This is a genomic window from Pseudomonas sp. RU47 (assembly GCF_004011755.1).
GTDB lineage: Bacteria > Pseudomonadota > Gammaproteobacteria > Pseudomonadales > Pseudomonadaceae > Aquipseudomonas.
The window spans coordinates 367,172-390,976 of the sequence record NZ_CP022411.1; the positions used below are offsets into that span (position 1 = coordinate 367,172).

Here is a 23,805-nt window from a genome sequence, read left to right on the forward strand (position 1 = left end):
TCGAACGAACTCCTTAATTAGGCGGTGCGCTTATCCTTGCGCACGACACCATTGCGCCGGATCACTCGGGTGACCCTGCTGACGAATTGCGAAATACAGCGCTGATGTGTCCTGGCCGCCACTGTTTCCGACAGTGGAGATGGACTCACCGGCTTTAACCACATCACCGGCCGACTTGAGCAGCGTCTGGTTGTGACCGTAAAGACTCAGAAAACCGTTGCCGTGGTCGAGGATCACCAGCAGCCCGGCGCCGCGAAGCCAATCGGCGAACACTACGCGCCCCCCGTGTACGGCATGCACCTGGCTGCCGGCAGAGGCGCTGATCATCACGCCGTCCCACTTGGTGCGGGCGTCGTCGCCACGGCTTTCGCCGAAGCGTGCCAATAGTCGACCATCAACCGGCCACGGAAGTTTTCCCCGGGTTGCAGCAAAAGGGCCACCGAAGGTCTCGCCGCTGCTGGACACCAGCGCGCCGGGAGTAGATTTGACTGGTTTCCGTGGGGCGTCGCTGTTTTCAGCCTGCGCCTCACGCAAGCGCTTTTTTTCCGCTTCCTGCTGGGCGATCAGCGCTTTCTGCCGCGCTTCTTCTGCCTCACGGGCCTGGCGGGCCAGGGTTTCTTCAATGGTTTTAAGGACTTTAGACAGGTCTGCCTGATCCTGCTCGCGGGCGGCGAGTTTCTGATCGCGGGCTTTCACGTCATCGTTGAGCTTGGCGAGGACTTGCTGGCGTTCCTTGCGAACATTTTCCAGTTCGTCGCGCTGGGTGTCGAGGCTGCTTTTCTGCACCAGCAATTGTGCTTGCTGGGCGGCAATGTCTTTTTCGACATTGGCCAGCTGGCGCAGGGTTTCGTTGAAGTTCTTCAACTGCTCCAGGCGGGCCTGGCTCAGGTAATCGTAATAGGTGAGGGTGCGGGCGAATTTCTCGGGATTCTGCTGGTTGAGCAGCAGCTTGAGGTATTCCTGCCGGCCGTTCTGATAGGCCGCACGGGCTTGAATGGCGATCAGTCGCTGCTGTTCAGTGCGCGCGCTCTGGAGTTTTTTTTTCTCTGCATCGAGTCGCTGTAGCTCGGATTCGCTTTTCTGCAGTTCTTTCTGCAGCGCGTCGACCTGCTTCTGCAGCTTGCCCAGCTCGGTTTCAGTGCCCTTGAGTTCTTTCTGTACGCCGGATTTTTCTTCCTGGACTTTGCTCAGCAGCTTTTTCAGCTCGGCAATGTCCTGACGCGTGGCGTCCAACTGCTGTTGGGTTTGCGCGCGCTCGTCAGCGAAGGCCGGTTGGAGCAGGCAGGTCAGAGCGAGGGCGATCAGGACGCGGAGCATAGAGGCGGGCGGCACCAGGGTAATGGACGGCCTAGTATGCCCGCCCGAGGCTGCAAAAAAAACGCCCAATTGGGGCTGTGTGATAACTGGCCTGAAAAACACCACAAACCAATGTAGGAGTGAGCCTGCTCGCGATGGCGTACTTACATTCAACAGAGTAGTCGACTGTCAGATGGCTATCGCGAGCAGGCTCACTCCTACAGGGTTTTGCGGTGTTTTCTGGACCGGGTCAGACCAGAATCGAGGTGCCGGTCATTTCCGCCGGTTTTTCCAGACCCAGCAGTTTCAGCATGGTCGGCGCCACGTCCGCCAGCACGCCGCCTTCACGGACTTTCAGGTCACGCTTGCCGACATAAATGAACGGCACCGGCTCGGTGGTGTGCGCGGTGTGCGCCTGGCCGGTAGATTCATCGGCCATCTGCTCGACGTTGCCGTGGTCTGCGGTGATCAGCGCTTCGCCACCGACTTTTTCCAGGGCGTCGACAATGCGACCGACGCAGGTGTCGAGGCATTCAACAGCCTTCACTGCCGCGTCGAACACGCCGCTGTGGCCAACCATGTCGCCGTTGGCGTAGTTGACCACGATCACGTCGTAACGCTGGTTTTCGATGGCGTCGACGATGCGGTCGGTCACCTCAGGTGCGCTCATTTCCGGCTGCAAGTCGTAAGTAGCGACTTTCGGCGACGGGATCAGGATGCGCTCTTCACCCGGGAACGGTTCTTCACGACCGCCGGAGAAGAAGAAGGTCACGTGCGCGTATTTCTCGGTTTCTGCGATGCGCAGCTGGGTTTTGCCGTTTTTCGCCAGATAGTCGCCCAGCACGTTTTCCAGGCTGCCCGGGGCGAATGCCGACGGTGCCGGAATGCTTGCCGCGTATTGGGTCAGCATGACAAAACCGGCCAGTTTCGGCTGGCGTGCGCGTTCGAAATCCTTGAAGTCGTCTTCGACGAACACGCGAGTCAGCTCGCGGGCACGGTCGGCGCGGAAGTTCATGAACACCACGGCGTCGCCGTCTTCAACCTTCACCGGTTCGCCGATGGACGTGGCTTTGACGAATTCGTCGCTCTCGCCGCGCGCATAAGCGGCCTCGAGACCTTCCTGCGCAGTGGCCGCGTTGAACTCGCTGTTGCCGTCGACGATCAGGTTGTACGCCTGAGCGACACGATCCCAACGGTTATCACGGTCCATGGCGAAGTAGCGACCAATAATGCTGGCGATGCGGCCCTTGCCGAGTGCCTGGAAGGTCGCATCGAGCAGTTCGATCGACGAGGCGGCGCTTTTCGGCGGTGTGTCGCGGCCATCGAGGAAGGCGTGCAGGTAGATTTTTTCGGCGCCGCGCTTGAAGGCCAGTTCGGCCATGGCGATCAGGTGATCCTGGTGGCTGTGCACGCCGCCATCGGAGAGCAGACCCATGAAATGCACGGCCTTGCCGGCGGCCACGGCTTTATCCACCGCGGCGCAGATGGTCGGGTTTTCGAAGAATTCGCCGTCGCGGATCGACTTGGTCACGCGCGTGAAGTCCTGATACACCACGCGGCCGGCGCCGAGGTTCATGTGGCCGACTTCAGAGTTGCCCATCTGGCCGTCCGGCAGGCCGACGTCCATGCCGCTGCCCGAGATCAAGCCATTCGGCACGCTGGCCCAGAGGCGATCGAGAACAGGCTTCTTCGCCGCGAAAACGGCGTTGGATTCGGGGCTGTCGCTGTGACCGAAGCCGTCGAGAATCATCAGGACCAAAGGTTTAGGCGTAGTCGTCATGGAATCCACTCGTGGCTAATAAAGAAGAGGGCGATGGAAAAGGGAGTTGGAGTTTAAAGCTAAGTTCCGACCGCGTCACCGCCGGACGGGGTTTGGCCGACCATAGTGGCTGTGTATACTGGCCGACATTTTAACGCCCTGGAACCTCCTTCGATGGTTGCTCACCTGATTGAATTTGCCACTAACCACTACATTCTTGTCGGTATCTTCGTCGTACTGCTGGCTCTGCTGCTGGCGCACACGATGCAGGGCGGCGGTAAAAGCCTGAGCACCGGCGAGCTGACCGCGCTGGTCAACAAAGATGCAGGCGTGGTGGTGGACATCCGTCCGGCCAAGGATTTCGCTGCCGGCCATATCGTTGGCGCGGTGAACATTCCCCAGGACAAACTGGCTGCGCGCGTTGCCGAGCTGGAAAAGCACAAGGCCAAGACCATCATTCTGGTCGACGCCCTGGGCCAGACCGCCGGCACCCACGCCCGCGAACTGATGAAATCCGGCTTCACTGCCGCCAAGCTGTCCGGCGGGATTTCCAGCTGGAAAGGCGACAACCTGCCGCTGGTGAAGTGATATGAGCGAAGTCATCGTCTACTCCAGCGATTACTGCCCTTATTGCTCGCGAGCCAAGTACCTGCTCGAGAACAAAGGCGTGGCCTTCAAAGAGATCAAGGTCGATGGCAAGCCGCAGGTGCGCGCCGAAATGACCCAGAAAGCCGGACGCACGTCCGTGCCGCAGATCTGGATCGGCAGCCAGCACATCGGCGGTTGTGATGATTTGTATGCCCTGGAGCGCGCCGGCAAGCTCGACGCGCTGCTCAAGGCCTGAACGGCTGCACCCACGTACAGCACTCCCTAAAAGACCCAAGATCGATAAGGATCTGAGATGACTGACCAACAGAACACTGCAGCCAGCGAAGAAGAAACCGCACCGCAATTCTCCTTGCAGCGCATCTACGTACGCGACCTGTCCTTTGAAGCCCCGAAAAGCCCGGCGATCTTCCGCCAGCAGTGGGATCCGGCTGTCGCGCTGGATCTGAACACTCGTCAGAAAGCGCTGGAAGGCGATTTCTACGAAGTTGTGCTGACCCTGTCGGTTACCGTGAAAAACGGTGAAGAAGTGGCCTTCATTGCTGAAGTGCAACAGGCCGGTATCTTCCTGATCAAGAACCTGGACGCGGCTTCGATGAGCCACACCCTGGGTGCGTTCTGCCCGAACATTCTGTTCCCGTACGCGCGCGAAACCCTGGACAGCCTGGTGACCCGTGGTTCGTTCCCGGCCCTGATGCTGGCCCCGGTGAACTTCGACGCCCTGTACGCGCAAGAGCTGCAGCGCATGCAGGAAAGCGGCGAGACGCCAACCGTTCAATAAGACGGTTTAGCAACACCCCATGTGGGAGCGAGCCTGCTCGCGATAGCGGTCTGTCAGACACATCAAAGTTGACTGACACTCCGTAATCGCGAGCAGGCTCGCTCCCACATTTGTTTTGCGGTGTTACTTGAAGTCGTTCTGGCGCCAGGCTTCGTACACAGCGACCGCCACGGTGTTGGACAGGTTCAGGCTGCGGCAGCCTTCGCGCATCGGCAGGCGCAGGCGCTGTTCCGGCGGCAGCGCGTCGAGCACTTCCGGCGGCAGGCCACGGCTTTCCGGGCCAAACAAAAACGCATCACCCGGGACGAACGCGGCATCATGAAACGGCCGCGAGCCTTTGGTGGTGAACGCGAACAGCCGTGGATTGCCCAGGCTCTCCAGGCAACTGGCCAGATCCGCATGACGTTGCAGCGTGGCATATTCGTGGTAGTCGAGACCGGCACGGCGCAAGCGCTTGTCGTCCATCTCGAAGCCCAACGGTTCGATCAAATGCAGGTGGCAGCCGCTGTTGGCGCACAGCCTGATAACGTTGCCGGTATTCGGCGGAATTTCTGGTTGAAAAAGGATGACGTGAAACATGCACGGCTCCGAAGGTAAAGATGAGCGGCATTCTACGCCGCCTGTGGACAACCGTTCGAAACTATTCCCGCGGGTGATCGGTTCGCTGGCGATTGTCGGCGTGATGATCGGTTTGATGATCGGTCGCCTGACCACGCCGGACCCAAGCGTGCTGCAGCAAGTTGAAGTGCGCGATGGCGGCCTGGTGGTGTGGTTCAACAACGAGCCGAAGCTGCACGGCGAAATCATCGATGGCACCGTGGCGCTGCTGTTTCAGGCCGAAGGCCCGGCGCAGAACGGCCAGTTCAAACTCAGTGGCAAGGACGTGAACTGGCGCACGCGCAAGAGTGACGGCGGCTTGCTGTTGACGGTGCTGGCGGCGCGGCCGCTGCTGGGCGAGTGGGTCGGCAGCGAAGTCGATGATCGCTGGCGCCTGGAAGTCCGCTTGCAAGAACGCTAGTAGCGTCATTTTTACAGATGTTCGCTCCGACGCTCTTGGGTGTCGTTTCCCACTGAGACTGTCTACTTTTCCGATCTCCATTCAACACCAGCGCACGCTATCGTTCGCACTTTCAAACGGCAGGATGCCGACCCCCTTCGTCTCTTGCCTGGATGCCAGGGACGTCTTTTCAAGGATGAAAATATGCCATTAAAACCACCTCGCGGTGGCAGCACTCGCGTGGATACTGATGTTCACACGCAGCCGAATCGAAGTGCGGACAAGGATTTTTCACAGGCTGACACGCTCGGCCGCGATGGCACGACCCCTTGGGCTCGCGTCGATGATCCGAAGCTGCGGAACAGCTCACCTGGCGATGATGCCGGCCGCGATACCAGCATGCCGGTGCCGATGGTCGAGATTCGTCCGGCGCCGCTCCCTGCTGAAACCCCTCCGGTCATGTACAAGTCGCTGGAGAATTACGGGATAAAGTCAGTGGCCGTGCTGCCGGACGCCGACAGCGACGGCTTCAGGGTGTACAAAAATCGCCAGTATGTGAATGTGCCTGACGGCGGCATCGTGTTGGTCGGGGTAGACCCGGACACGGGATTTCATCGCGCTCGACTGGCAAGCGAGTTACTGCCGTCCGGACCATTGCTGTTGCGTGACATCGAGAGCGGCATCTGGCATCCGCACAACGACTTTAACGCACACACCACTCCTCTGGCCGACGCAAGCTTGCACGTCTTTCGTACCGGGCTTGATCTGCACGGCGTAGCCCCCGGCAGCGACGGCCTGATACATCACGATGGCAAACTCTACGTAGCCATCGACGAACAGGTGTATCAGGTGATGCAGGATCTTGATGCATCCCGTCCCGAATACAGGGTGTGGCGTCTGGTCAATCCCAAGGATCCTGTTGCCACGGACAGCGCCAATATTTACCGCGCCAGTCGCAGCGGTGAAACCCGAGCCATCGTTCGAAACGAGCAGGGTATTTGGGTATCCATCCTCACTGGATTGAGGGGAGGCATGCAACGCAATGACCCCGCCCCCGCCAACCCGCTCAACTTTCATCGACCCTGGCTCGACAGCCCCGGCCCCTCGGCAATCCTGCCACCGGCGGTTGCAACCACGCGGGCACAGGTCAAACGCTACTTTGCCGATGCAACCGATCAACATGCCGATGACTTCATTGCGCGTTTCGGTGAATCGACGGCGGCAGAGGTGGAGCTCAAGCGAATGCAGCTCGAGTTCCCGCTATTGGACCGTGAGATAACTGCGTGGGAGAGTGCTTATAAGGGTAACGACAGCGCCGAGCGCACTCGACGACTGGATATCGGTGCTCGCATGCGTCGGCTGTATAAATGGCAGGGGGAAGCTTCGGAAAAGGTCTACCGAGACGGACGGCTGGTCGGTTTCAGGCTGGATTTGCACTTGGGGCACCGCGGAAACCTGACGCTTCCCGTTTTCGTCACGCGACTTGGCTCTGTGGTTGCTCTTCGGCTAGAGGGGACCACATCGAACAACCTGGGAAATCTGTTTTCGAGGTTTTCGCACATTGAAACCCTCGAAGTACACGGACTCAGCGGTAAGAACAATGGGCTGCTTGCCGAGATCAACGTACTCGCAGCATTGCGAGTTCTGGAAATACGCGAAACCTCCCTCTGGCTGCCGTCGATCAGTCAGCAACATTTCACCGGTTTGAGCCGTTTGCAGGAGTTGAGCCTTTCCAATTGCAGTATCTGGCCCAGGCTCTCAGTGATGGGGATGAACGAGTTGCGGGTACTGCGCCTGCGCTCCTGTGATCTGGAACTGTTTCCCTCCGGACTGACCTTCTTGCCCGTCGCGTCGCGTTTACGGGTGCTGGATCTGTATCACAATCCGAAGTTGCGGGATGCACCCAACGTCACCCTGATGTCCGAATTGCGCGAATTGAATTTGTCGCATACCAGTATACGTCAGCCGCCCGTCGGGCTTGGTCTTCCCAACGGTCCGACGCGGCTTGAGGTACTGAACCTGTCGCACAACCCGCTTGTCGTGGCGCCGACGCTCAGAGGAATGCCCGCATTGGTGGAGGTGGATCTCAGCCGGACGTTCATCCAGCATTTCCCGGAAGGCGTCACCTTCGAGGTGCCGAAAACACGGCTGGATCTTTCCTTGACCTCGATCCTGTCGATCCCCGAGACCGTTGAACTGAGGACGGGGATTGAGCTGGATGGCGCGCGGATATCCGATCCGACCTCCCTGCGACGACTGATTGCTGCGCGTCGACAGACAGACCGCGATGTTTGGCTTGATAGAGGACATCCAGGTGTGGGGATCAATCACTGGTTGCACAATGTTCCTGCGGCGCAACACTTTACAAAAATTGCCCTGTGGAACTCACTTGCCGATCAAGAGAATTCGCCAATGATGAGACGCTTCGCTGAGCTGGTGCGCACACCGGAGTTTGTGGTCGAACGTCCGCTTTTACAGCGTCGCGTCTGGTCGTTTCTCGCGCATTTCAAAAAGACCAGTCTCGGCGAGCAGGAAGTTTTGCGGGACATGGCGGTCACCGAGCCCAGCCCAGGAAAGATGCTGGACAGGCTGGAAGAGGAAATAAAGAAGTTTGACCCGACGTGGCAGCATCAGCCGCTCCATCAGTTGCCAAAACACCCAAAACTTGGATGACGCTGAAGTGACGGCCTGTATGAAAGCGGAAATCCGAGAACTGCGTTTATGCGGGAGCTCGACAGAACGCTTGAACGGGATCAGCGGTCAGCAGTTTTGAAAAGAAGCTGGCCAGGACCACTAACCGGCAGGATGCCGAAACCATCGTCCCTTGCGTGAATGCCAAGGGCGAGTTCTTCAAGGATGAAAAACATGCCAGTAAAACCACCTCGCAGTGGCAGTACCCACGTGAATGTTCCCGGTAGCCCGAGCCGCCCCGGTGATGTGGATACTTCGCTCCCCGATCCATCGATCCGCAGAAGCGTCGACTCAGGTCTTGCGCTCGATGACCTGCAGCTGCGAACCGGGCCATCCCGCGATACACACGCTGATGTCGTCCGCCCGGAGCCGGCCGTGCTGGTTCAAATGACTGCCGTTGACATCCCGCATCCGGCAGCCGTGCCGCTACTGGAGAATTACTTGATCGGCGCCGGGATAACGCTTCCAGATGCCGACAGCCGTGGCCTCAGGGCGTTTAACAAGCGTTATTACGTCGATCTGTCAGAGGGCGGCACTGTTCTGGTCGCAATGGATCCGGTCGATGCAACGTATCGAGCACGGTTGCCCAATGAGCGGCATCCTTCCGGCCCCGAGTTGGTGCGCGACATTGACAGCGGTTTCTGGCATCCACGGGAGGGCGTTGACTTGACCCTTCGAGCGCAGGTGAAAAAAAACCTTCCGGAACTGTCCGATCGACAAGCGGATGACGTTGTATCCCGGTTTGGTGACAAGGATACGTTAGAGACTGAACTCAAACGCATTCAACTGGGTTTGCCGCAGTTGGAGCGTGAGCTCAGCACCTGGACGAATGCCCTCAAGGACTCTCCCGGCGCCGATTACGCGAGTCGACTGTCACTGAGTGCCAAGCTGATTCAACTGTACAAGTGGCAAGGCAGCAAGCTCGACCCTTGGGGGCGAATCTATCGCGGCGGGCGAATGGCGGGTTTCAGGATGGATATCGATCTAAGCGAATGGCCGATGCAAAGGGCCCCACTTTTTTCTACACCCATCAATTCCGTTGTTTCTCTTACTCTGAGAGGTTCTTCGTCACAAACACCGCAGGATTTCTTCGCCGGTTTTCCCAGCCTTGAAACACTGAGGACGTCAGGCCAAATGATGTATGGACTGCCCGACGGAGTCGGACGGCTCACGGAGTTGCGCGTGGCGGACTTGAGTAACCCTCTGCTCCACCTTTCGCGAGCCGATATTGAACAATTGAAACAGCTGTCACGTTTGCGCGAGCTGAACCTGGAAGGCCATCCCCTCGGGCATGGTTTTTCGATACGCGATATGACTGAGTTGCGGGTGTTGAAACTGGGTAATACCAGTCTTGTCGGCTTGCCTGCCGGACTGAACGAGTTGGCCGGATGGTCGCGGTTACAGGTATTGGATCTTCAACGAAATCCTTTTTTAGGGCGGGCGCCTGACGTTACCGGGATGTCCGAGCTGCGGGTATTGAATCTGACGCAGACCGGTATCAGCCAGCTTCCTGGCGGGCTGGGCACCGGGAATGGCCCCAAAGGCTTGGAAATATTGAAACTCGGCGAAAATTCGCTGTTTGATGCGCCTTCGCTCGAAGGAATGAGCAAGTTGCGGGAACTTGATCTTTCCAGCACGGAAATCGACAAGTTTCCCGACGGCATCACGTCTGAAATTCCCGTGACAGTATTGAATCTCGCGAACAATCGAATCAGATCGATTCCCGAATCAGTGGAGCTTAGAGCAGGCTTCAACTTGACCGGAAATCCTATTACAGACCCCGCGTCCCTGCGGCGATTGATATTTGCGCGTCGACAAACGGGCACCGATATCTGGTTGGGAGTAGAGAGCGTTGATACGTCGGCGGATCTCTGGCTACGACATGTGCCACACGCGCAAGCTCCAGAGAAACTGGCGCTTTGGGACAGGTTGAACAGCTTTTCTGAAAGCAGTTTGTTCTCGCGGATTCGAAATCTGAGCCGTACGCCTGAATTCTTCGTAGAACGTCAGCTATTAGAGCGCCGGGTCTGGGCGTTTCTCGAAAGTTTCGAAAAGGCAGGCGCTGTTGAACGGTCTCGCCTGAGGGACGTAGCCAGGAAGGAAACGAGTCCAGGAAAGATGCTGGAAAGGCTGGAGGAGGAAATAAAGGCACTTGATCCCGGGCGACAGAATCAGCCCTTGCATCATCTACCCAAGCGTCCGAGGCTCGACTGACCCCGGGACTGCGGTGTAAAAGCGGGAATCCCTGACCTGCCTGTATCAGGGTTCCCAAAACGGGCGGACTTCGCTATGCGCGTCGGTCCGGTGTAAAGAGGGAACCCCCGGCCTGCCTGTACCAAGGATCCCAAAAGGGTGGGCGCATCGCGTTGCGGTGTGTGCCCGGTGTAAAGAGGGGAATCCCCGGCCTGCCTGTACCAAGGTCCCCGAAACGGGTGGTGAATCGAATCACCTGTGAGAGGTATTGCAGGGGGCGTGCCAGGTTTTAAAATGTTGAAACAAAAAAGCTGATCAGAAACGCGAAAGCCCCGGAATTCGGGGCTTTCGTGTTTTTCAATAAAGGGTTCTTCAGTGTTTTCAGGAGTGGTTGTGGCGATACGGCTGTGCGCGATCACGGGTCATTGTGCATTGATGCGGTGCACGGTGGCCCCTCACCCTGACCCTCTCCCAGAGGGAGAGGGGACTGACCGGGTCGCCCGGTCAAATTACGTCGACCTGAGATACCGAGCCGAACTCAGGCCTCGAAACCACCCGAGATCGGCTCCCTTTCCCCTCTCCCCCTTGGGGGCGGTCCGACGTTTCGGGAGGGCTGGGGTGAGGGGGATCGATCCTGAGTAAACGACAATCCTTAAGCGTTAACCCTCATCCCCCTCATCATCATCCCCACCATCAACCTTCATACCCAATTCCTTGATCTTGCGCGTCAGGGTATTGCGCCCCCAACCCAGCAACACCGCGGCATCACGCCGACGTCCGGCGGTATGCTTCAACGCCGTCTCGATCATGATCCGCTCAAACGCCGGCACCGCACTGTCGAGCAGGCTCGACTGACCGCGCGCCAATGCCTGATCCGCCCACTGACGTAGCGCCTGTTCCCAGTTGGTTACTGGTGCGGAGTCCTGTGGCAGGCTCAACAGTTCCGGCGGCAAGTCGCTGATATGCACCTCGCGCCCGGACGCCATCACGGTGATCCAGCGGCACGTATTCTCCAGTTGACGCACGTTGCCCGGCCACGGCAGATTTTTCAGGTATTCCTCGGTTTCGCTTTTCAGCAGTTTCGGCTCGACCGCCAGTTCCTGCGCGGCGCGGCTAAGGAAGTGCTTGGCCAGGGTCGGAATGTCTTCGCGACGATCCGACAGGCGCGGGATGTGGATGCGGATCACGTTGAGGCGGTGGAACAAGTCCTCACGGAATTTGCCGGCGTGCACCAGGGTTTCCAGATTCTGGTGCGTCGCCGCAATGATGCGCACGTCGACCTTGACCGGTACATGGCCGCCAACACGATAGAACTCGCCGTCGGCCAATACGCGCAACAGTCGAGTCTGTGTGTCAGCCGGCATGTCGCCGATTTCATCGAGGAACAATGTGCCGCCATCAGCCTGTTCAAAACGGCCGCGACGCAGGTTCGCCGCGCCGGTGAACGCGCCTTTCTCATGGCCGAACAGCTCGGATTCCATCAGATCCTTGGGGATCGCCGCCATGTTCAGTGCAATGAACGGCGAGGCCGCGCGTGGGCTGTGGCGGTGCAGAGCGTGGGCGACCAGTTCTTTACCGGTGCCGGATTCACCGTTGATCAGCACGGTGATGTTGGAGTGGCTCAAGCGCCCGATGGCGCGAAACACTTCCTGCATCGCCGGCGCTTCGCCGATGATTTCCGGGGTGCGGGTCAACGCCGGCACGACTTCCAGGCCTTGCTGTTCTTGGGCGTGCTGATTGGCACGCTTGACCAGCGACACCGCCTCATCGACGTCGAACGGCTTCGGCAGGTACTCGAACGCGCCGCCCTGATAGGAGGCGACAGCGCTGTCCAGATCGGAATGAGCGGTCATGATGATGACCGGCAACCTTGGGTGTTGCTCGCGGATTCGCGCCAACAGATCCAGACCACTGGCACCCGGCATGCGAATGTCGGAAATGATCACGTCAGGCTGCTGACGGGCCAGACGACTCATCACACCGTCGGCACTGTCGAAGCTCTGGGTGGTCATGCCTTCCTGCTGCAAGGCCTTTTCCAGAACCCAACGGATAGAACGGTCGTCATCGACGATCCATACGGTTTCACTACGGCTCATGTCGATGTGGCTCCTTGTTCCAGTGGCAGAAAGATCGAGAACGTGGTGTGGCCTGGGTGGCTGTCACACTCGATCAGGCCCTGGTGCTGGCTGATGATGTTCTGGGTAATGGCCAGACCGAGCCCGGTACCGTCCGGGCGTCCGCTGACCATGGGAAAGAAAATGGTTTCCTGAAGTTCCGCCGGGATCCCGGGGCCGTTGTCGATGATCTCGATCTTGGTCACCAGGCGATGGCGGATGTGGCCGATGGTGAACTGGCGCATGGCGCGGGTGCGCAGGCTGATGCGGCCCAGACGCAGCTCGTTCTGGCTGCTGATCGCCTGCATCGCGTTGCGCACGATGTTCAACACCGCCTGAATCATTTGCTCGCGGTCGATCAATACGTCGGGAATGCTTGGGTCGTAATCGCGCACCAAGGTGATGCAGCCCTGACTTTCCGCTTCGACCAGTTGGCAGACGCGCTCCAGCACTTCGTGGACGTTGCACATCGCCAGCGACGGCAGCTTGTTCGAGCCGAGCATGCGGTCGACCAGATTGCGCAGGCGGTCGGCTTCTTCAATGATCACGTTGGTGTAATCGCGCAGACTTTCTTCCGGCAGCTCGCGGGCCAGCAATTGTGCTGCGCCGCGGATGCCGCCGAGCGGATTCTTGATCTCGTGGGCGAGACCGCGCACCAGCATCTTGCTGGTTTCCTGTTTGGACAGCTGTGCCTCTTCCTTGGTGATCCGCAGCAAGCGGTCACGCGGATGGACTTCCAGCAGAAGCATGGTCGCGCCATTGCTGAGGATTGGCGTCACCGCGTAATCCACGGTCAAGGTCTGGCCGGTGAGCGCGGTGAGCATGGCTTCGCGCTTGGTAAACGGATGCGCCTGTTCCACCGCCTGGCGCAGGGAATTGAGCGCCTCGGTGGATTCAGTGAACAGCTCGCTGATGAATTGCCCATGGCTGCGCTGCCCGCTGATGGCGAGCAGCATCTCCGCCGCCGGGTTCATGTACTCGAGGCGCAATTCGGCGTCGAGCAGGATCGTGGCGGTGGTCAGGTTGTCGAGCAGCAAACGGTGGATTGCGTCGCTAATAGTCATCGGAGCCTCTTTTGGGGGCGGAGCGTGCGCAAATAACAAGCGTCGGTGAACGGAAAATGCAAAAACCAAACCAAGGCTCTGAAAAGAAGCGTCAAACGCCTGAAACAGGCGTTTGACGCTCGTTTGAGTGGCAGGGTGCCAGCTCGAACGGGAAGTTTCGAACCAAAATGGGTTGGATTGTGGGTACGGTGCAATCCATTGCACCAATATAGTGCGCAAAGCTGAGCGGCGTTAGAAGAAACGCAGGAAGGGGTTTTTCGGCTCAGGCGGTTTGTCTTTCAGTGGGCATTCCGGGCGCACGCCGTAGTCTTCGGCGACGCAGGGTTTGATCTGGCGTTTTTGCGCGAGAGAAATGCGCTGCATGTGGAAAGGCTGGTTGGCGGTGCGTTCGACCGTTCGCCCCTGTGCATCGAGGATTTCCACTGAAAGGTTATGGCTGCCACGATCAATGTTGTTCAGCGGGAACACCGGACTCAGACCTGGTTCGCCGGTGGCCTGTCCATCCAGCAACAGCCGGTAGCGATGGCCTTTTTGCAGGCCCGGCTCGCTGGTGACGCTGACGATGATTTCGCCGGCACTGCTGCGAATCGTGGCATCGGGCTCGGGCACCAGAATGCGCAGCATGTCGTAGTGGAAGGGCGGCTGTTCCGGGGATTTTTTCGCCGTGGAAATCGGCGCAGCGGCGCTGGGATTGGCCGACATGCGATTGCTGGTCGCGATGGGCACCCGTTTGGCGTTGCCGCGGGGCTGGTCGGTGTAGACACGATTGCCCTGAGCATCGGTATAGGTGAAGACCTCGGCTGAGGCCAGCAGCGTCATCAGCGCCAACACGACGAACAAACATGCGCGGATCATGGCTTGTGCACCCGCTGCACGCTGAGAGGTACTGGTGGGCTCTGCTGGATGATCGTCTGTCCGTCGATCACCTGCACCGCGAGGCGATGTTCGCCGCGATCGACGTTCACCAGTTGCAGGATCGGCACGTTGCTCGGCTGACCGTAAGGCTCATCGTCCAATACCAGCCTCAACTGATGCGGCGGCTGTAGGCGCGGCTTGATCAGCACTTGGACGGTGAAGGTGCCGTTATTGGCGCGCAGGGCTTCTTCAGTTGGCAGGCCGGCCAGTTCAAGAATGTCGTAGGCGTTGCGCGCAGGCTCACGGTTGGCGGTTTCGGGCGCGGGTGATGCGCTGGGTGCCTGCGGCTCGACACGATTGAGCGGCGGTAACTCCACTGGCTGCGCCTGCACGCCATCGGGCGAGTGATCGCTGTACACCGTGTTGCCGTTGGCGTCGGTGTACTTGTAGATCTGCGCGGCGGCGGGCAGGGCGATCAGCAGCAGAATGTAGAGAAAGGTGCGACCCATGAAATCGACCGGGATTGAAAGCGATGGGGTGCAGCATAGGCCAGACGCGGTGGTTGGCCCAACCCGGTAAACATTCAGAGATCATTCAGACACCACAAATCCCCTGTAGGAGTGAGCCTGCTCGCGATGGCGTAGTGTCAGTCAGCATCACCTTCAATGATCCACCGCTATCGCGAGCAGGCTCACTCCTACAGGGATTTGCGTCGAGCCATAAATCGCAATAAAAAAGGCCTCCCGAAGGAGGCCTCTTTCACTCACGCCACGTAACGCGGCGCTACCGGATCAGCAGCTGTAGTACAGCTCATATTCCAGTGGGTGTACGAAGGTGCGAACCTTGATTTCTTCTTCCGATTTCAGCGCGATGTAAGCGTCGATGAAGTCGTCGGAGAACACGCCGCCCTTGGTCAGGAACGCGCGGCCCTTGTCCAGCTCTTCCAGGGCTTCTTTCAGGCTGCCGCAAACTTGTGGGATCTCTTTCGCTTCTTCAGGCGGCAGGTCGTACAGGTTTTTGTCGGCAGCGTCGCCTGGGTGGATCTTGTTCTGGATGCCGTCCAGACCAGCCATCAGCAGTGCTGCGAAGGCCAGGTACGGGTTGGCAGCCGGATCCGGGAAGCGTGCTTCGATACGGCGGGCTTTCGGGCTCGACACGTAAGGAATACGGATCGAAGCGGAACGGTTGCGAGCCGAGTAGGCCAGCATTACCGGAGCTTCGAAGCCTGGCACCAGACGCTTGTAGGAGTTGGTCGCCGGGTTGGTGAAGCCGTTCAGGGCCTTACCGTGTTTGATGATGCCGCCGATGAAGTACAGAGCGGTATCGGACAGGCCGGCATAGCCTTCACCTGCGAAGGTGTTCTTGCCGTCTTTCCAGATCGACATGTGTACGTGCATGCCCGAACCGTTGTCGCCGTACAGTGGCTTCGGCATGAAGGTCGCGGTGCGGCCGTAAGCGTCAGCAACGTTGTGCACAACGTACTTCAGGGTTTGGGTTTCGTCGGCTTTCTTCACCAGGGTGTTGAACTTGACGCCGATTTCGTTCTGGCCGGCAGTCGCCACTTCGTGGTGGTGAACTTCAACGGTCAGGCCCATTTCTTCCAATGCGTTGCACATGGAGGTACGGATTTCGTGGTCGTGGTCGAACGGTGGCACCGGGAAGTAGCCGCCTTTGACGCCTGGACGGTGACCTTTGTTGCCGCCTTCGATGTCCTGGTCGGACATCCACGAACCTTGCTCGGAGTAGATCTTGAACATCGAGCCGGAGATGTCCGACTTGAATTTCACCGAGTCAAAGATGAAGAACTCAGGCTCTGGACCAGCGAACACGGTGTCACCGATACCGGTGGCTTTCAGGTGTTCTTCAGCACGCTTGGCGATCGCACGTGGGTCGCGGTCGTAGCCTTGCATGCTCGAAGGTTCGATGATGTCGCACACCAGGATCAGGGTGGCGTCTTCGGTGAACGGGTCGAGAACGGCAGTTTCGTCAACCGGCATCAGGATCATGTCGGAGGCTTCGATGCCTTTCCAGCCAGCGATGGAGGAACCGTCGAACATCTTGCCGACTTCGAAGAAGTCTTCATCCAGCGCATCGCGAGCCGGCATGGTCACGTGGTGCTGAGTGCCTTTGGTGTCCGTGAAGCGCAGATCAATCCACTTGACGTCATGATCTTTGATGAGTTGAACCGTCTTCGACATATGTCCTCCGGGTGGCTTCGGGCTTGGTAGTGGATGCCCTTGAATTTGGGTGATGCCGGCGCGAATACTCTGCCAAGGCAACCTGCCTCACAAGGGAGCAAATTGCATGCCAGTGCCCCAGCATGGGTTTTTTGCCCCAGATTCACGCTTATTAAGGTGCAAAGCGCCTGAATGCGGAAAATCTCGCCCTTTAATGTAGCGTCGTAAAACGAAAATGACCTGTTTTGGTGCGTGCAAAACCTTCTGCACATTAACTGGTTAAACCTTGAGCAATTTCCGCTATAATCCGCGCCCCCCTTTTTCGGCTGGCCGTTCGCGCGCTGTTTTCATGAAACTAATCGTAAAAGTCTTCCCCGAGATCACCATCAAAAGCCGACCTGTCCGGACGAAGTTCATCCGCCAGCTGGCCAAGAACATCCGCACCGTGCTCCGCGACCTGGACCCGGCCGTGGTGGTGAACGGTGTGTGGGACAATCTCGAGCTGGAAACCCGCGTTACCGACCCCAAAGCCTTGAAAGAGATGGGTGAGCGCCTGACCTGCATGCCGGGCATCGCGCACTTCCTGCAGATCGACGAGTACCCGCTGGGCGACTTCGACGACATCACCGAGAAGTGCAAACAGCACTACGGCGATGCACTGGCCGGGAAGATTTTCTCGGTGCGCTGCAAGCGTGCCGGCAAGCACACCTTCAGCTCGATGGACGTCGAAAAATACGTCGGCAGCAAGCTGCGCCGTGAGTGCGGTGCCGCCGGTATCGACCTGAAAGCGCCGGAAATCGAAGTCCGTATCGAAGTTCGCGACAAACGGTTGTTCGTCATTCACAGCCAGCACAACGGCATCGGCGGCTACCCGCTCGGCGCCCTGGAGCAGACGCTGGTATTGATGTCCGGCGGCTTTGACTCGACGGTTGCGGCCTACCAGATCATTCGTCGCGGCCTGATGACGCACTTCTGCTTCTTCAATCTGGGCGGTCGTGCCCACGAATTGGGCGTGATGGAAGTCGCGCATTTCATCTGGAAGAAGTACGGCAGCTCGCAACGCGTGCTATTTGTCAGTGTTCCGTTCGAAGAAGTGTTGGGCGAAATTCTCGGCAAAGTCGATAACAGTCATATGGGCGTCGTATTGAAGCGTATGATGTTGCGCGCGGCCTCCAACATCGCCGACCGTCTGCACATCGAAGCGCTGGTCACCGGCGAGGCGATCTCCCAGGTGTCGAGCCAGACGCTGCCGAACCTGTCGGTGATCGACTGCGTGACCGACAAACTGGTCCTGCGTCCGCTGATCGTGGCGCACAAGCAGGACATCATCGACACGGCCAACGAGATCGGCACCGCCGATTTCGCCCGGCACATGCCGGAATACTGCGGGGTTATTTCGGTCAATCCGAAGACCGCCGCCAAACGCGGTCGCGTTGAGCACGAAGAGAAAGAATTCGACATGGCGGTCCTCGAGCGTGCGCTCGAAAACGCCAAACTGGTGCCGATCGATCGGGTGATCGACGAATTGGGCCAGGACGTACAGATTGAAGAAGTCAGCGAAGCACTGGCCGGCCAGATCGTGATCGACATCCGTCACCCGGATGCCGCCGAGGATGAGCCGCTGGAACTCGCTGGCGTAGAAGTACAGACGATGCCGTTCTACGCAGTGAACGCTCGTTTCAAGGAGCTGGATCCGACTCGCCAGTACCTGCTGTATTGCGACAAAGGCGTGATGAGTCGCCTGCATGCTCACCATTTGCTCAGTGAGGGGCATGCCAATGTGCGCGTTTATCGACCGAGCTAAGTGCCCGGGGCTGTTTGCCTGTGGCCTGCGTCACCGGCCCCCCGACACCGCCGTCAAGCTGTAACGGCCATGCCGGACACTACTGCTAATCGCTGCCAAGACTTGTCAGCAAACCGAATCCTCTGATCGAGATACACAAGTGATCGAAAATCTACGCAACATCGCCATCATTGCCCACGTTGACCATGGTAAAACCACCCTGGTAGACAAACTCCTGCGTCAATCCGGCACTCTGGAGCGCAACGAGCTCAACGACGAGCGCGTGATGGACTCCAACGACCAGGAAAAAGAGCGCGGTATTACCATTCTGGCGAAAAACACCGCCATCAACTGGAACGGCTACCACATCAACATCGTGGACACCCCGGGCCACGCCGACTTCGGCGGCGAAGTTGAACGCGTAATGTCGATGGTCGACTCCGTTCTGCTGCTGGTTGACGCTCAAGACGGCCCTATGCCGCAAACCCGTTTCGTGACCAAGAAGGCTTTCGAAGCCGGCCTGCGTCCGATCGTGGTAATCAACAAGGTTGACCGTCCAGGCGCGCGTCCGGACTGGGTTCTGGACCAGATCTTCGACCTGTTCGACAACCTCGGTGCTACCGAAGAACAACTGGACTTCCAGGTTGTGTACGCCTCGGCCCTGAACGGCATTGCCGGTCTGGATCACACCGCCATGGCTGAAGACATGACCCCGCTGTACCAAGCGGTAGTCGACCACGTTCCGCCTCCGGCTGTTGACCGTGATGGCGCGTTCCAGATGCAGATCTCCGCTCTGGACTACAACAGCTTCCTGGGTGTTATCGGCGTTGGCCGTATCGCTCGTGGCCGCGTCAAGCCGAACACCCCGGTTGTGGCGATCGGTGCCGACGGCAAGCGCCGTAACGGCCGTATCCTGAAACTGATGGGTCACCACGGTCTGCACCGCATCGACGTTGAAGAAGCTGCAGCAGGCGATATCGTTTGCATCAGCGGTATGGACTCGCTGTTCATCTCCGACACCCTGTGCCACCCGGACACTGTCGAGGCGATGAAGCCTCTGACCGTTGACGAGCCAACCGTTTCGATGACCTTCCAGGTAAACGACTCGCCATTCTGCGGTAAAGAAGGCAAGTTCGTGACGTCCCGTAACATCAAGGACCGTCTGGACAAAGAGCTGCTGTACAACGTTGCACTGCGCGTTGAAGAAGGCGACACCGCCGACAAGTTCAAGGTTTCCGGCCGTGGTGAGCTGCACCTCTCGGTATTGATCGAAACCATGCGTCGCGAAGGCTTCGAGCTGGCCCTGGGCCGTCCTGAAGTAATCATTCGTGAAGTGAACGGCGTTAAACAAGAACCGTTCGAAAACGTCACCATCGACATCCCTGAAGAAGCTCAGGGCAAGGTCATGGAAGAGATGGGTCTGCGTAAGGGCGACCTGAGCAACATGGTGCCGGATGGCAAAGGCCGTGTTCGTCTGGAATACAACATCCCTGCTCGCGGTCTGATCGGTTTCCGTAACCAGTTCCTGACCCTGACCAACGGTGCTGGCATCCTGACCTCGATCTTCGATCGCTACGACACCGTCAAGTCGGGCCACATGTCCGGCCGTCAGAACGGCGTTCTGGTTTCGGTTGAAACCGGCAAGGCACTGACCTACTCGCTGGAAACCCTGCAGGCTCGTGGCAAGCTGTTCGTAGAACACGGCCAGGAGATCTACAACGGTCAAATCGTTGGTCAGAACAGCCGCGACAACGACCTGGGTGTAAACCCGACCAAAGGCAAGAAGCTCGACAACATGCGTGCTTCGGGTAAAGACGAAACCATCGCTCTGGTTCCACCTGTTCGCTTCACCCTGGAACAGGCTCTGGAATACATCCAGGAAGACGAGCTGTGCGAAGTTACTCCTAAGTCCATCCGTCTTCGCAAGAAGATCCTGGACGAAAGCGAGCGTACCCGCGCTGCCAAGAAAGCCAAGGCGTAACTTAGCCCGAGCTTGAAAAAACGCCCCCGGTCGCGAGACCGGGGGCGTTTTTGTTTGTCTGGGGGAAATGCAGGTTGGGTCTTGAAGATCAAGAGCCCCTCACCCTAGCCCTCTCCCGGAGGGAGAGGGGACTGATTGGGGGATGTTTTAGAAATGCGTCGACCTGGTGGGGCTGTACCGAATCTATAATCGACTGGATTTTTCAGGTCGGTGTCAGGCGCAAGACACCTCGGTCGGCTCCCTCTCCCTCCGGGAGAGGGCTGGGCGGGCGGCGTTCCGATGAGGGTAAGCGTTTAAAACTTCTCGATTGCGCGGAAATTCTGCTCGCGCACGACTTCCTTCGGCTTGTACGCGCAATACCCCGGCCGCGGCCCGATCTTCGGGTGATTGCGGCAAGTGTCCGGGCGCTTGTCATAAATGGTGCACAGGCGGCTCTTACGATCCAGGTAGTAGCAATCGTTGTTGCTCATGCGCTGCAGGGTGAAGATGCCGGACTTCTGATTGAAACGTTCAACCAGGCCTTCCTTTTGCAGACGCTTGGCGATGTTCTTTGGCGGGTCACCCAGTTCGAACTCGTCGACCACACCGATGCGCACCAGATCCTTGATCTTTACCTCAACCGGCAGCGTGCAGCAGCTGGATATGCAGGAACCGCACATCGGGGCTGAGTATTTCGCCCACGTATCGAGACGATCGATCTCGGCGGCGGCAATCAGGTTGGGCTTCATCATCGGGAGTTACCAGGTGTGTATGCATCAGGGCGCGCGATCATACCGGGACTGGTGGATTTTTGAACAACCTTTCGCCAGATTTTTTCTGCGTGCAGGCACATTGCCGGACAATTCGGCACGGCCCCTGCATTCATTAGCTCACTCGCCAAGGTAATGCCGGGCTATCTCACAGTCTCGGGAAAAACTGCCGAACCAGAGCCGCTACCGTCGGTCAGACCGTCTAGGCTCAGACAATTCCCCGCTCGCTCGAGGTCCTATCGATGACTCAAGAACCACTAGTTCGCGAAGCAGAGGTGGCCGCATTTCGCGACGCCGTCCTGACCAAACTCACCTACGCCGTGGGCAAAGACCCCGATCACGCCTTCGACCATGACTGGTTCGAAGCCATTGCGTTGGCGGCGCGTGATCACATGGTCGAACACTGGATGGACCACACCCGGCAGATCTACCGCAAAGGTCAGAAACGGGTGTATTACCTCTCGCTGGAATTTCTTATCGGCCGTTTGCTCTACGACAGCCTGAGCAATCTTGGCCTGCTCGATGTGGCCCGCGAAGCGCTGACTGAACTCGGTGTTGATCTGGAGCGCATCCGTCTGCTGGAGCCCGATGCGGCGCTCGGCAACGGCGGCCTCGGTCGTCTGGCCGCATGCTTCATGGAAAGCATGTCGACCCTCGGCATCGCCGGTCACGGTTACGGCATTCGTTACGAACACGGCTTGTTCCGTCAGGCCATCGTTGACGGCTGGCAGCAGGAGCAGACCGAGCACTGGCTGGATTTCGGTAACCCGTGGGAGTTCGAGCGGCCGGAAGTGGTTTACACCATCGGCTTCGGTGGCAGCGTTGAAACCGTGACCGATGTCTCTGGTAAATCCAAGCAAGTCTGGTCGCCAGCAGAAACCGTTCGCGCCATTGCTTACGACACGCCGGTAGTCGGCTGGCGCGGGGCGAGCGTTAACACTTTGCGCCTGTGGCGTGCCCGCGCCATGGAAGATTTGCACCTGGAACGCTTCAACGCCGGTGACCACTTGGGCGCCGTTGCCGAAGTAGCCCGTGCCGAAAGCATCTCCCGCGTGCTTTACCCGGCGGACAGCACCGAAGCAGGGCAAGAGCTGCGCCTGCGCCAGGAATATTTCTTTGTCGCTGCGTCGCTGCAAGATCTGCTGCGTCGTCACCGCAATATGCACACCTCGGTGTTGACCTTGGGCGATCACGCGGCGATCCAGCTCAACGACACCCATCCCTCGATTGCCGTAGCCGAACTGATGCGCCAACTGGTCGACGTCTACGACGTGGCGTGGGATGCGGCATGGCAAGTCACCGTCGATACGCTGTCGTACACCAACCACACGCTGCTGCCGGAAGCGCTGGAAACCTGGCCGGTGGGCCTGATGGAACGCATGCTGCCGCGGCACATGCAGATCATTTACCTGATCAACGCCCAGCACATCGACTCGCTGCGCGCCAAAGGCATTCATGATTTTGACGTGCTGCGTGCGGTGTCGCTGATCGAAGAGGACAACGGTCGCCGGGTGCGCATGGGCAACCTCGCTTTCCTCGGTTCGCACAGCGTCAATGGCGTGTCCGGATTGCACACGCAATTGATGCGCAAAACCGTGTTCGCCGAACTGCACAAGCTGTATCCGGAGCGGATCAACAACAAAACCAACGGCATTACCTTCCGCCGCTGGTTGTATCAGGCCAACTCTGAACTGACTTCGATGCTGGTCGACGCGCTCGGCCCGGATCTACTGGATAACCCCGAAGAGCGTCTGCTCGATCTCGAGCCGTTTGCCGAAAAAACTGCGTTCCGCAAAGCTTTTGCCGAACAACGGCTGCACAGCAAAAAAGCGCTGGCCTATCTGATTCACGAACGGCTGGGCATCGCGGTCAATCCGGCGGCGATGTTTGATGTGCAGGTTAAACGGATCCACGAATACAAACGTCAGTTGCTCAACCTGATGCACACCGTGGCGCTGTATCAGGCGATTCGCGCTGAGCCGGAAGTCGATTGGGTGCCACGGGTGAAAATCTTCGCCGGCAAGGCTGCGGCGAGTTATCACCAGGCCAAACTGATCATCAAGCTGACCAACGACATCGCGCGGGTGGTGAACAACGATCCGACGGTGCGCGGCCTGCTGAAAGTGGTGTTCCTGCCCAACTACAACGTCAGCCTGGCGGAGAGCATCATTCCGGCGGCGGACTTGTCCGAGCAGATCTCCACTGCCGGCTTCGAAGCGTCGGGCACCAGTAACATGAAGTTCGGCCTCAACGGCGCACTGACCATCGGCACGCTGGACGGCGCCAACGTGGAAATGTGCGAACGCATTGGTGCTGAGCACATGTTCATTTTCGGCCTCAGCGCGCAGCAGGTCGAAGCGCGCAAACAGAACCACGAGTTCAGCGCGTTGCCGGACATTGCCGCGTCGCATCGTTTGAACGATGTGCTGCAAGCGATTCGCAGCGGGGTGTTCTCGCCGGATGACACTTCGCGCTACACCGGGCTGATCGATTCTCTGGTGGATTACGACCGCTTCCTGGTCTGCGCCGACTTCGACTCCTATTGGGAAGCGCAGAAACGCGTTGAAGAGCATTGGCACGACAGCAACAACTGGTGGCGTTCAGCGGTGCTGAACACGGCGCGGATGGGCTGGTTCTCCTCGGACCGGACGATTCGCGAGTACGCCACGGATATCTGGAAAGCGTTGGAGTAACTTTCCACAACAAATGTGCGCAAGGCCCAACGTTTGTTGGGCCGGATCGATATACTGAGCGCCGGT

The 23,805-nt window shown here is 58.6% G+C and carries 18 protein-coding genes; 9 read left to right on the plus strand and 9 right to left on the minus strand.

The window, feature by feature from the left end; translation table 11 throughout:
* Nucleotides 1-30: 30 nt before the first annotated feature.
* Nucleotides 31-1,317, minus strand: a complete 1,287-nt coding sequence (locus CCX46_RS01685) for a murein hydrolase activator EnvC family protein (protein WP_077570329.1) — start codon at nucleotides 1,315-1,317, stop codon at nucleotides 31-33.
* A gap of 229 nt (nucleotides 1,318-1,546) precedes the next feature.
* Nucleotides 1,547-3,076: a 2,3-bisphosphoglycerate-independent phosphoglycerate mutase gene (gene gpmI, locus CCX46_RS01690; RefSeq protein ID WP_127925495.1), complete on the minus strand. Its 1,530-nt coding sequence runs from the start codon at nucleotides 3,074-3,076 to the stop codon at nucleotides 1,547-1,549.
* Between the two features lie 153 nt (nucleotides 3,077-3,229).
* Here gpmI and CCX46_RS01695 point away from each other — a divergent pair, with 153 nt between their 5' ends.
* The 3 genes from CCX46_RS01695 to secB are packed head-to-tail and all read left to right on the plus strand — an operon-like array spanning nucleotide 3,230 to nucleotide 4,442.
* Entirely contained in the window at nucleotides 3,230-3,643 is a 414-nt protein-coding gene (locus CCX46_RS01695) for a rhodanese-like domain-containing protein (protein WP_016986346.1), read from the plus strand.
* 1 nt (nucleotide 3,644) lies between these two features.
* Nucleotides 3,645-3,899 carry a glutaredoxin 3 gene (gene grxC, locus CCX46_RS01700; protein ID WP_025110925.1) on the plus strand — a complete coding sequence of 85 codons (255 nt, stop codon included), beginning with the start codon at nucleotides 3,645-3,647 and terminating at the stop codon, nucleotides 3,897-3,899.
* A gap of 57 nt (nucleotides 3,900-3,956) precedes the next feature.
* Nucleotides 3,957-4,442 (plus strand): protein-export chaperone SecB, encoded by a 486-nt coding sequence (gene secB / locus CCX46_RS01705; RefSeq protein ID WP_007909233.1) that lies wholly within the window; start codon nucleotides 3,957-3,959, stop codon nucleotides 4,440-4,442.
* 123 nt (nucleotides 4,443-4,565) lie between these two features.
* Here secB and CCX46_RS01710 read toward each other — a convergent pair whose 3' ends face one another.
* Entirely contained in the window at nucleotides 4,566-5,021 is a 456-nt protein-coding gene (locus CCX46_RS01710) for a tRNA (cytidine(34)-2'-O)-methyltransferase (RefSeq protein WP_127925496.1), read from the minus strand.
* Between CCX46_RS01710 and CCX46_RS01715 the strand changes: the two genes are divergently transcribed.
* The 3 genes from CCX46_RS01715 (at nucleotide 5,020) to CCX46_RS01725 (ending at nucleotide 10,344) form a co-directional block, all read left to right on the plus strand.
* Nucleotides 5,020-5,460, plus strand: a complete 441-nt coding sequence (locus tag CCX46_RS01715; protein ID WP_127925497.1) for a hypothetical protein — start codon at nucleotides 5,020-5,022, stop codon at nucleotides 5,458-5,460. The two genes, CCX46_RS01710 and CCX46_RS01715, sit on opposite strands and share 2 nt — an antisense overlap.
* Nucleotides 5,461-5,643: 183 nt before the next feature.
* Nucleotides 5,644-8,112 carry a leucine-rich repeat domain-containing protein gene (locus CCX46_RS01720; protein WP_127925498.1) on the plus strand — a complete coding sequence of 823 codons (2,469 nt, stop codon included), beginning with the start codon at nucleotides 5,644-5,646 and terminating at the stop codon, nucleotides 8,110-8,112.
* Nucleotides 8,113-8,304: 192 nt separating this feature from the next.
* Nucleotides 8,305-10,344, plus strand: coding sequence for a leucine-rich repeat domain-containing protein (locus CCX46_RS01725; protein ID WP_238704372.1), 2,040 nt, complete (start codon nucleotides 8,305-8,307; stop codon nucleotides 10,342-10,344).
* Between the two features lie 638 nt (nucleotides 10,345-10,982).
* On the opposite strand, the gene ntrC is transcribed toward CCX46_RS01725, so the two are convergent.
* From ntrC to glnA, 5 genes are all read right to left on the minus strand, one after another.
* Nucleotides 10,983-12,419 carry a nitrogen regulation protein NR(I) gene (gene ntrC / locus CCX46_RS01730; protein WP_007961729.1) on the minus strand — a complete coding sequence of 479 codons (1,437 nt, stop codon included), beginning with the start codon at nucleotides 12,417-12,419 and terminating at the stop codon, nucleotides 10,983-10,985.
* Nucleotides 12,416-13,501, minus strand: coding sequence for a nitrogen regulation protein NR(II) (gene glnL, locus CCX46_RS01735; protein WP_122593979.1), 1,086 nt, complete (start codon nucleotides 13,499-13,501; stop codon nucleotides 12,416-12,418). Before glnL ends, ntrC begins: the two co-directional genes overlap by 4 nt.
* 231 nt (nucleotides 13,502-13,732) lie before the next feature.
* On the minus strand, nucleotides 13,733-14,356 hold the full coding sequence (locus CCX46_RS01740; protein ID WP_127925499.1) for a DUF4124 domain-containing protein: 624 nt from the start codon (nucleotides 14,354-14,356) through the stop codon (nucleotides 13,733-13,735).
* A complete protein-coding gene (locus CCX46_RS01745) occupies nucleotides 14,353-14,865 on the minus strand; it encodes a DUF4124 domain-containing protein (protein ID WP_127925500.1) in 513 nt (170 codons plus the stop codon). Before CCX46_RS01745 ends, CCX46_RS01740 begins: the two co-directional genes overlap by 4 nt.
* Nucleotides 14,866-15,147: 282 nt before the next feature.
* On the minus strand, nucleotides 15,148-16,554 hold the full coding sequence (gene glnA / locus CCX46_RS01750; RefSeq protein WP_007909254.1) for a type I glutamate--ammonia ligase: 1,407 nt from the start codon (nucleotides 16,552-16,554) through the stop codon (nucleotides 15,148-15,150).
* Between the two features lie 328 nt (nucleotides 16,555-16,882).
* Here glnA and thiI point away from each other — a divergent pair, with 328 nt between their 5' ends.
* Nucleotides 16,883-18,337 carry a tRNA uracil 4-sulfurtransferase ThiI gene (thiI, locus tag CCX46_RS01760; protein WP_095047172.1) on the plus strand — a complete coding sequence of 485 codons (1,455 nt, stop codon included), beginning with the start codon at nucleotides 16,883-16,885 and terminating at the stop codon, nucleotides 18,335-18,337.
* 139 nt (nucleotides 18,338-18,476) lie between these two features.
* A complete protein-coding gene (gene typA, locus CCX46_RS01765) occupies nucleotides 18,477-20,297 on the plus strand; it encodes a translational GTPase TypA (protein WP_034153003.1) in 1,821 nt (606 codons plus the stop codon).
* A 293-nt stretch (nucleotides 20,298-20,590) separates the two neighbouring features.
* Here the strand turns inward: typA and CCX46_RS01770 are convergent, their stop codons facing one another.
* Nucleotides 20,591-21,028: a YkgJ family cysteine cluster protein gene (locus tag CCX46_RS01770; RefSeq protein WP_008080573.1), complete on the minus strand. Its 438-nt coding sequence runs from the start codon at nucleotides 21,026-21,028 to the stop codon at nucleotides 20,591-20,593.
* 260 nt (nucleotides 21,029-21,288) lie between these two features.
* On the opposite strand from CCX46_RS01770, the gene CCX46_RS01775 reads away from it, so the two are divergent.
* Nucleotides 21,289-23,739 (plus strand): glycogen/starch/alpha-glucan phosphorylase, encoded by a 2,451-nt coding sequence (locus tag CCX46_RS01775; RefSeq protein WP_038359984.1) that lies wholly within the window; start codon nucleotides 21,289-21,291, stop codon nucleotides 23,737-23,739.
* Nucleotides 23,740-23,805 lie beyond the last annotated feature (66 nt).

Coding starts and splice junctions, on each gene's coding strand:
- CCX46_RS01685 (WP_077570329.1), bottom strand. CDS start 1,317: ATGCTCCGCGTCCTGATCGCCCTCGCTCTGACCTGCCTGCTCCAACCG.
- gpmI (WP_127925495.1), bottom strand. CDS start 3,076: ATGACGACTACGCCTAAACCTTTGGTCCTGATGATTCTCGACGGCTTC.
- CCX46_RS01695 (WP_016986346.1), top strand. CDS start 3,230: ATGGTTGCTCACCTGATTGAATTTGCCACTAACCACTACATTCTTGTC.
- grxC (WP_025110925.1), top strand. CDS start 3,645: ATGAGCGAAGTCATCGTCTACTCCAGCGATTACTGCCCTTATTGCTCG.
- secB (WP_007909233.1), top strand. CDS start 3,957: ATGACTGACCAACAGAACACTGCAGCCAGCGAAGAAGAAACCGCACCG.
- CCX46_RS01715 (WP_127925497.1), top strand. CDS start 5,020: ATGCACGGCTCCGAAGGTAAAGATGAGCGGCATTCTACGCCGCCTGTG.
- CCX46_RS01710 (WP_127925496.1), bottom strand. CDS start 5,021: ATGTTTCACGTCATCCTTTTTCAACCAGAAATTCCGCCGAATACCGGC.
- CCX46_RS01720 (WP_127925498.1), top strand. CDS start 5,644: ATGCCATTAAAACCACCTCGCGGTGGCAGCACTCGCGTGGATACTGAT.
- CCX46_RS01725 (WP_238704372.1), top strand. CDS start 8,305: ATGCCAGTAAAACCACCTCGCAGTGGCAGTACCCACGTGAATGTTCCC.
- ntrC (WP_007961729.1), bottom strand. CDS start 12,419: ATGAGCCGTAGTGAAACCGTATGGATCGTCGATGACGACCGTTCTATC.
- glnL (WP_122593979.1), bottom strand. CDS start 13,501: ATGACTATTAGCGACGCAATCCACCGTTTGCTGCTCGACAACCTGACC.
- CCX46_RS01740 (WP_127925499.1), bottom strand. CDS start 14,356: ATGATCCGCGCATGTTTGTTCGTCGTGTTGGCGCTGATGACGCTGCTG.
- CCX46_RS01745 (WP_127925500.1), bottom strand. CDS start 14,865: ATGGGTCGCACCTTTCTCTACATTCTGCTGCTGATCGCCCTGCCCGCC.
- glnA (WP_007909254.1), bottom strand. CDS start 16,554: ATGTCGAAGACGGTTCAACTCATCAAAGATCATGACGTCAAGTGGATT.
- thiI (WP_095047172.1), top strand. CDS start 16,883: ATGAAACTAATCGTAAAAGTCTTCCCCGAGATCACCATCAAAAGCCGA.
- CCX46_RS01770 (WP_008080573.1), bottom strand. CDS start 21,028: ATGATGAAGCCCAACCTGATTGCCGCCGCCGAGATCGATCGTCTCGAT.
- CCX46_RS01775 (WP_038359984.1), top strand. CDS start 21,289: ATGACTCAAGAACCACTAGTTCGCGAAGCAGAGGTGGCCGCATTTCGC.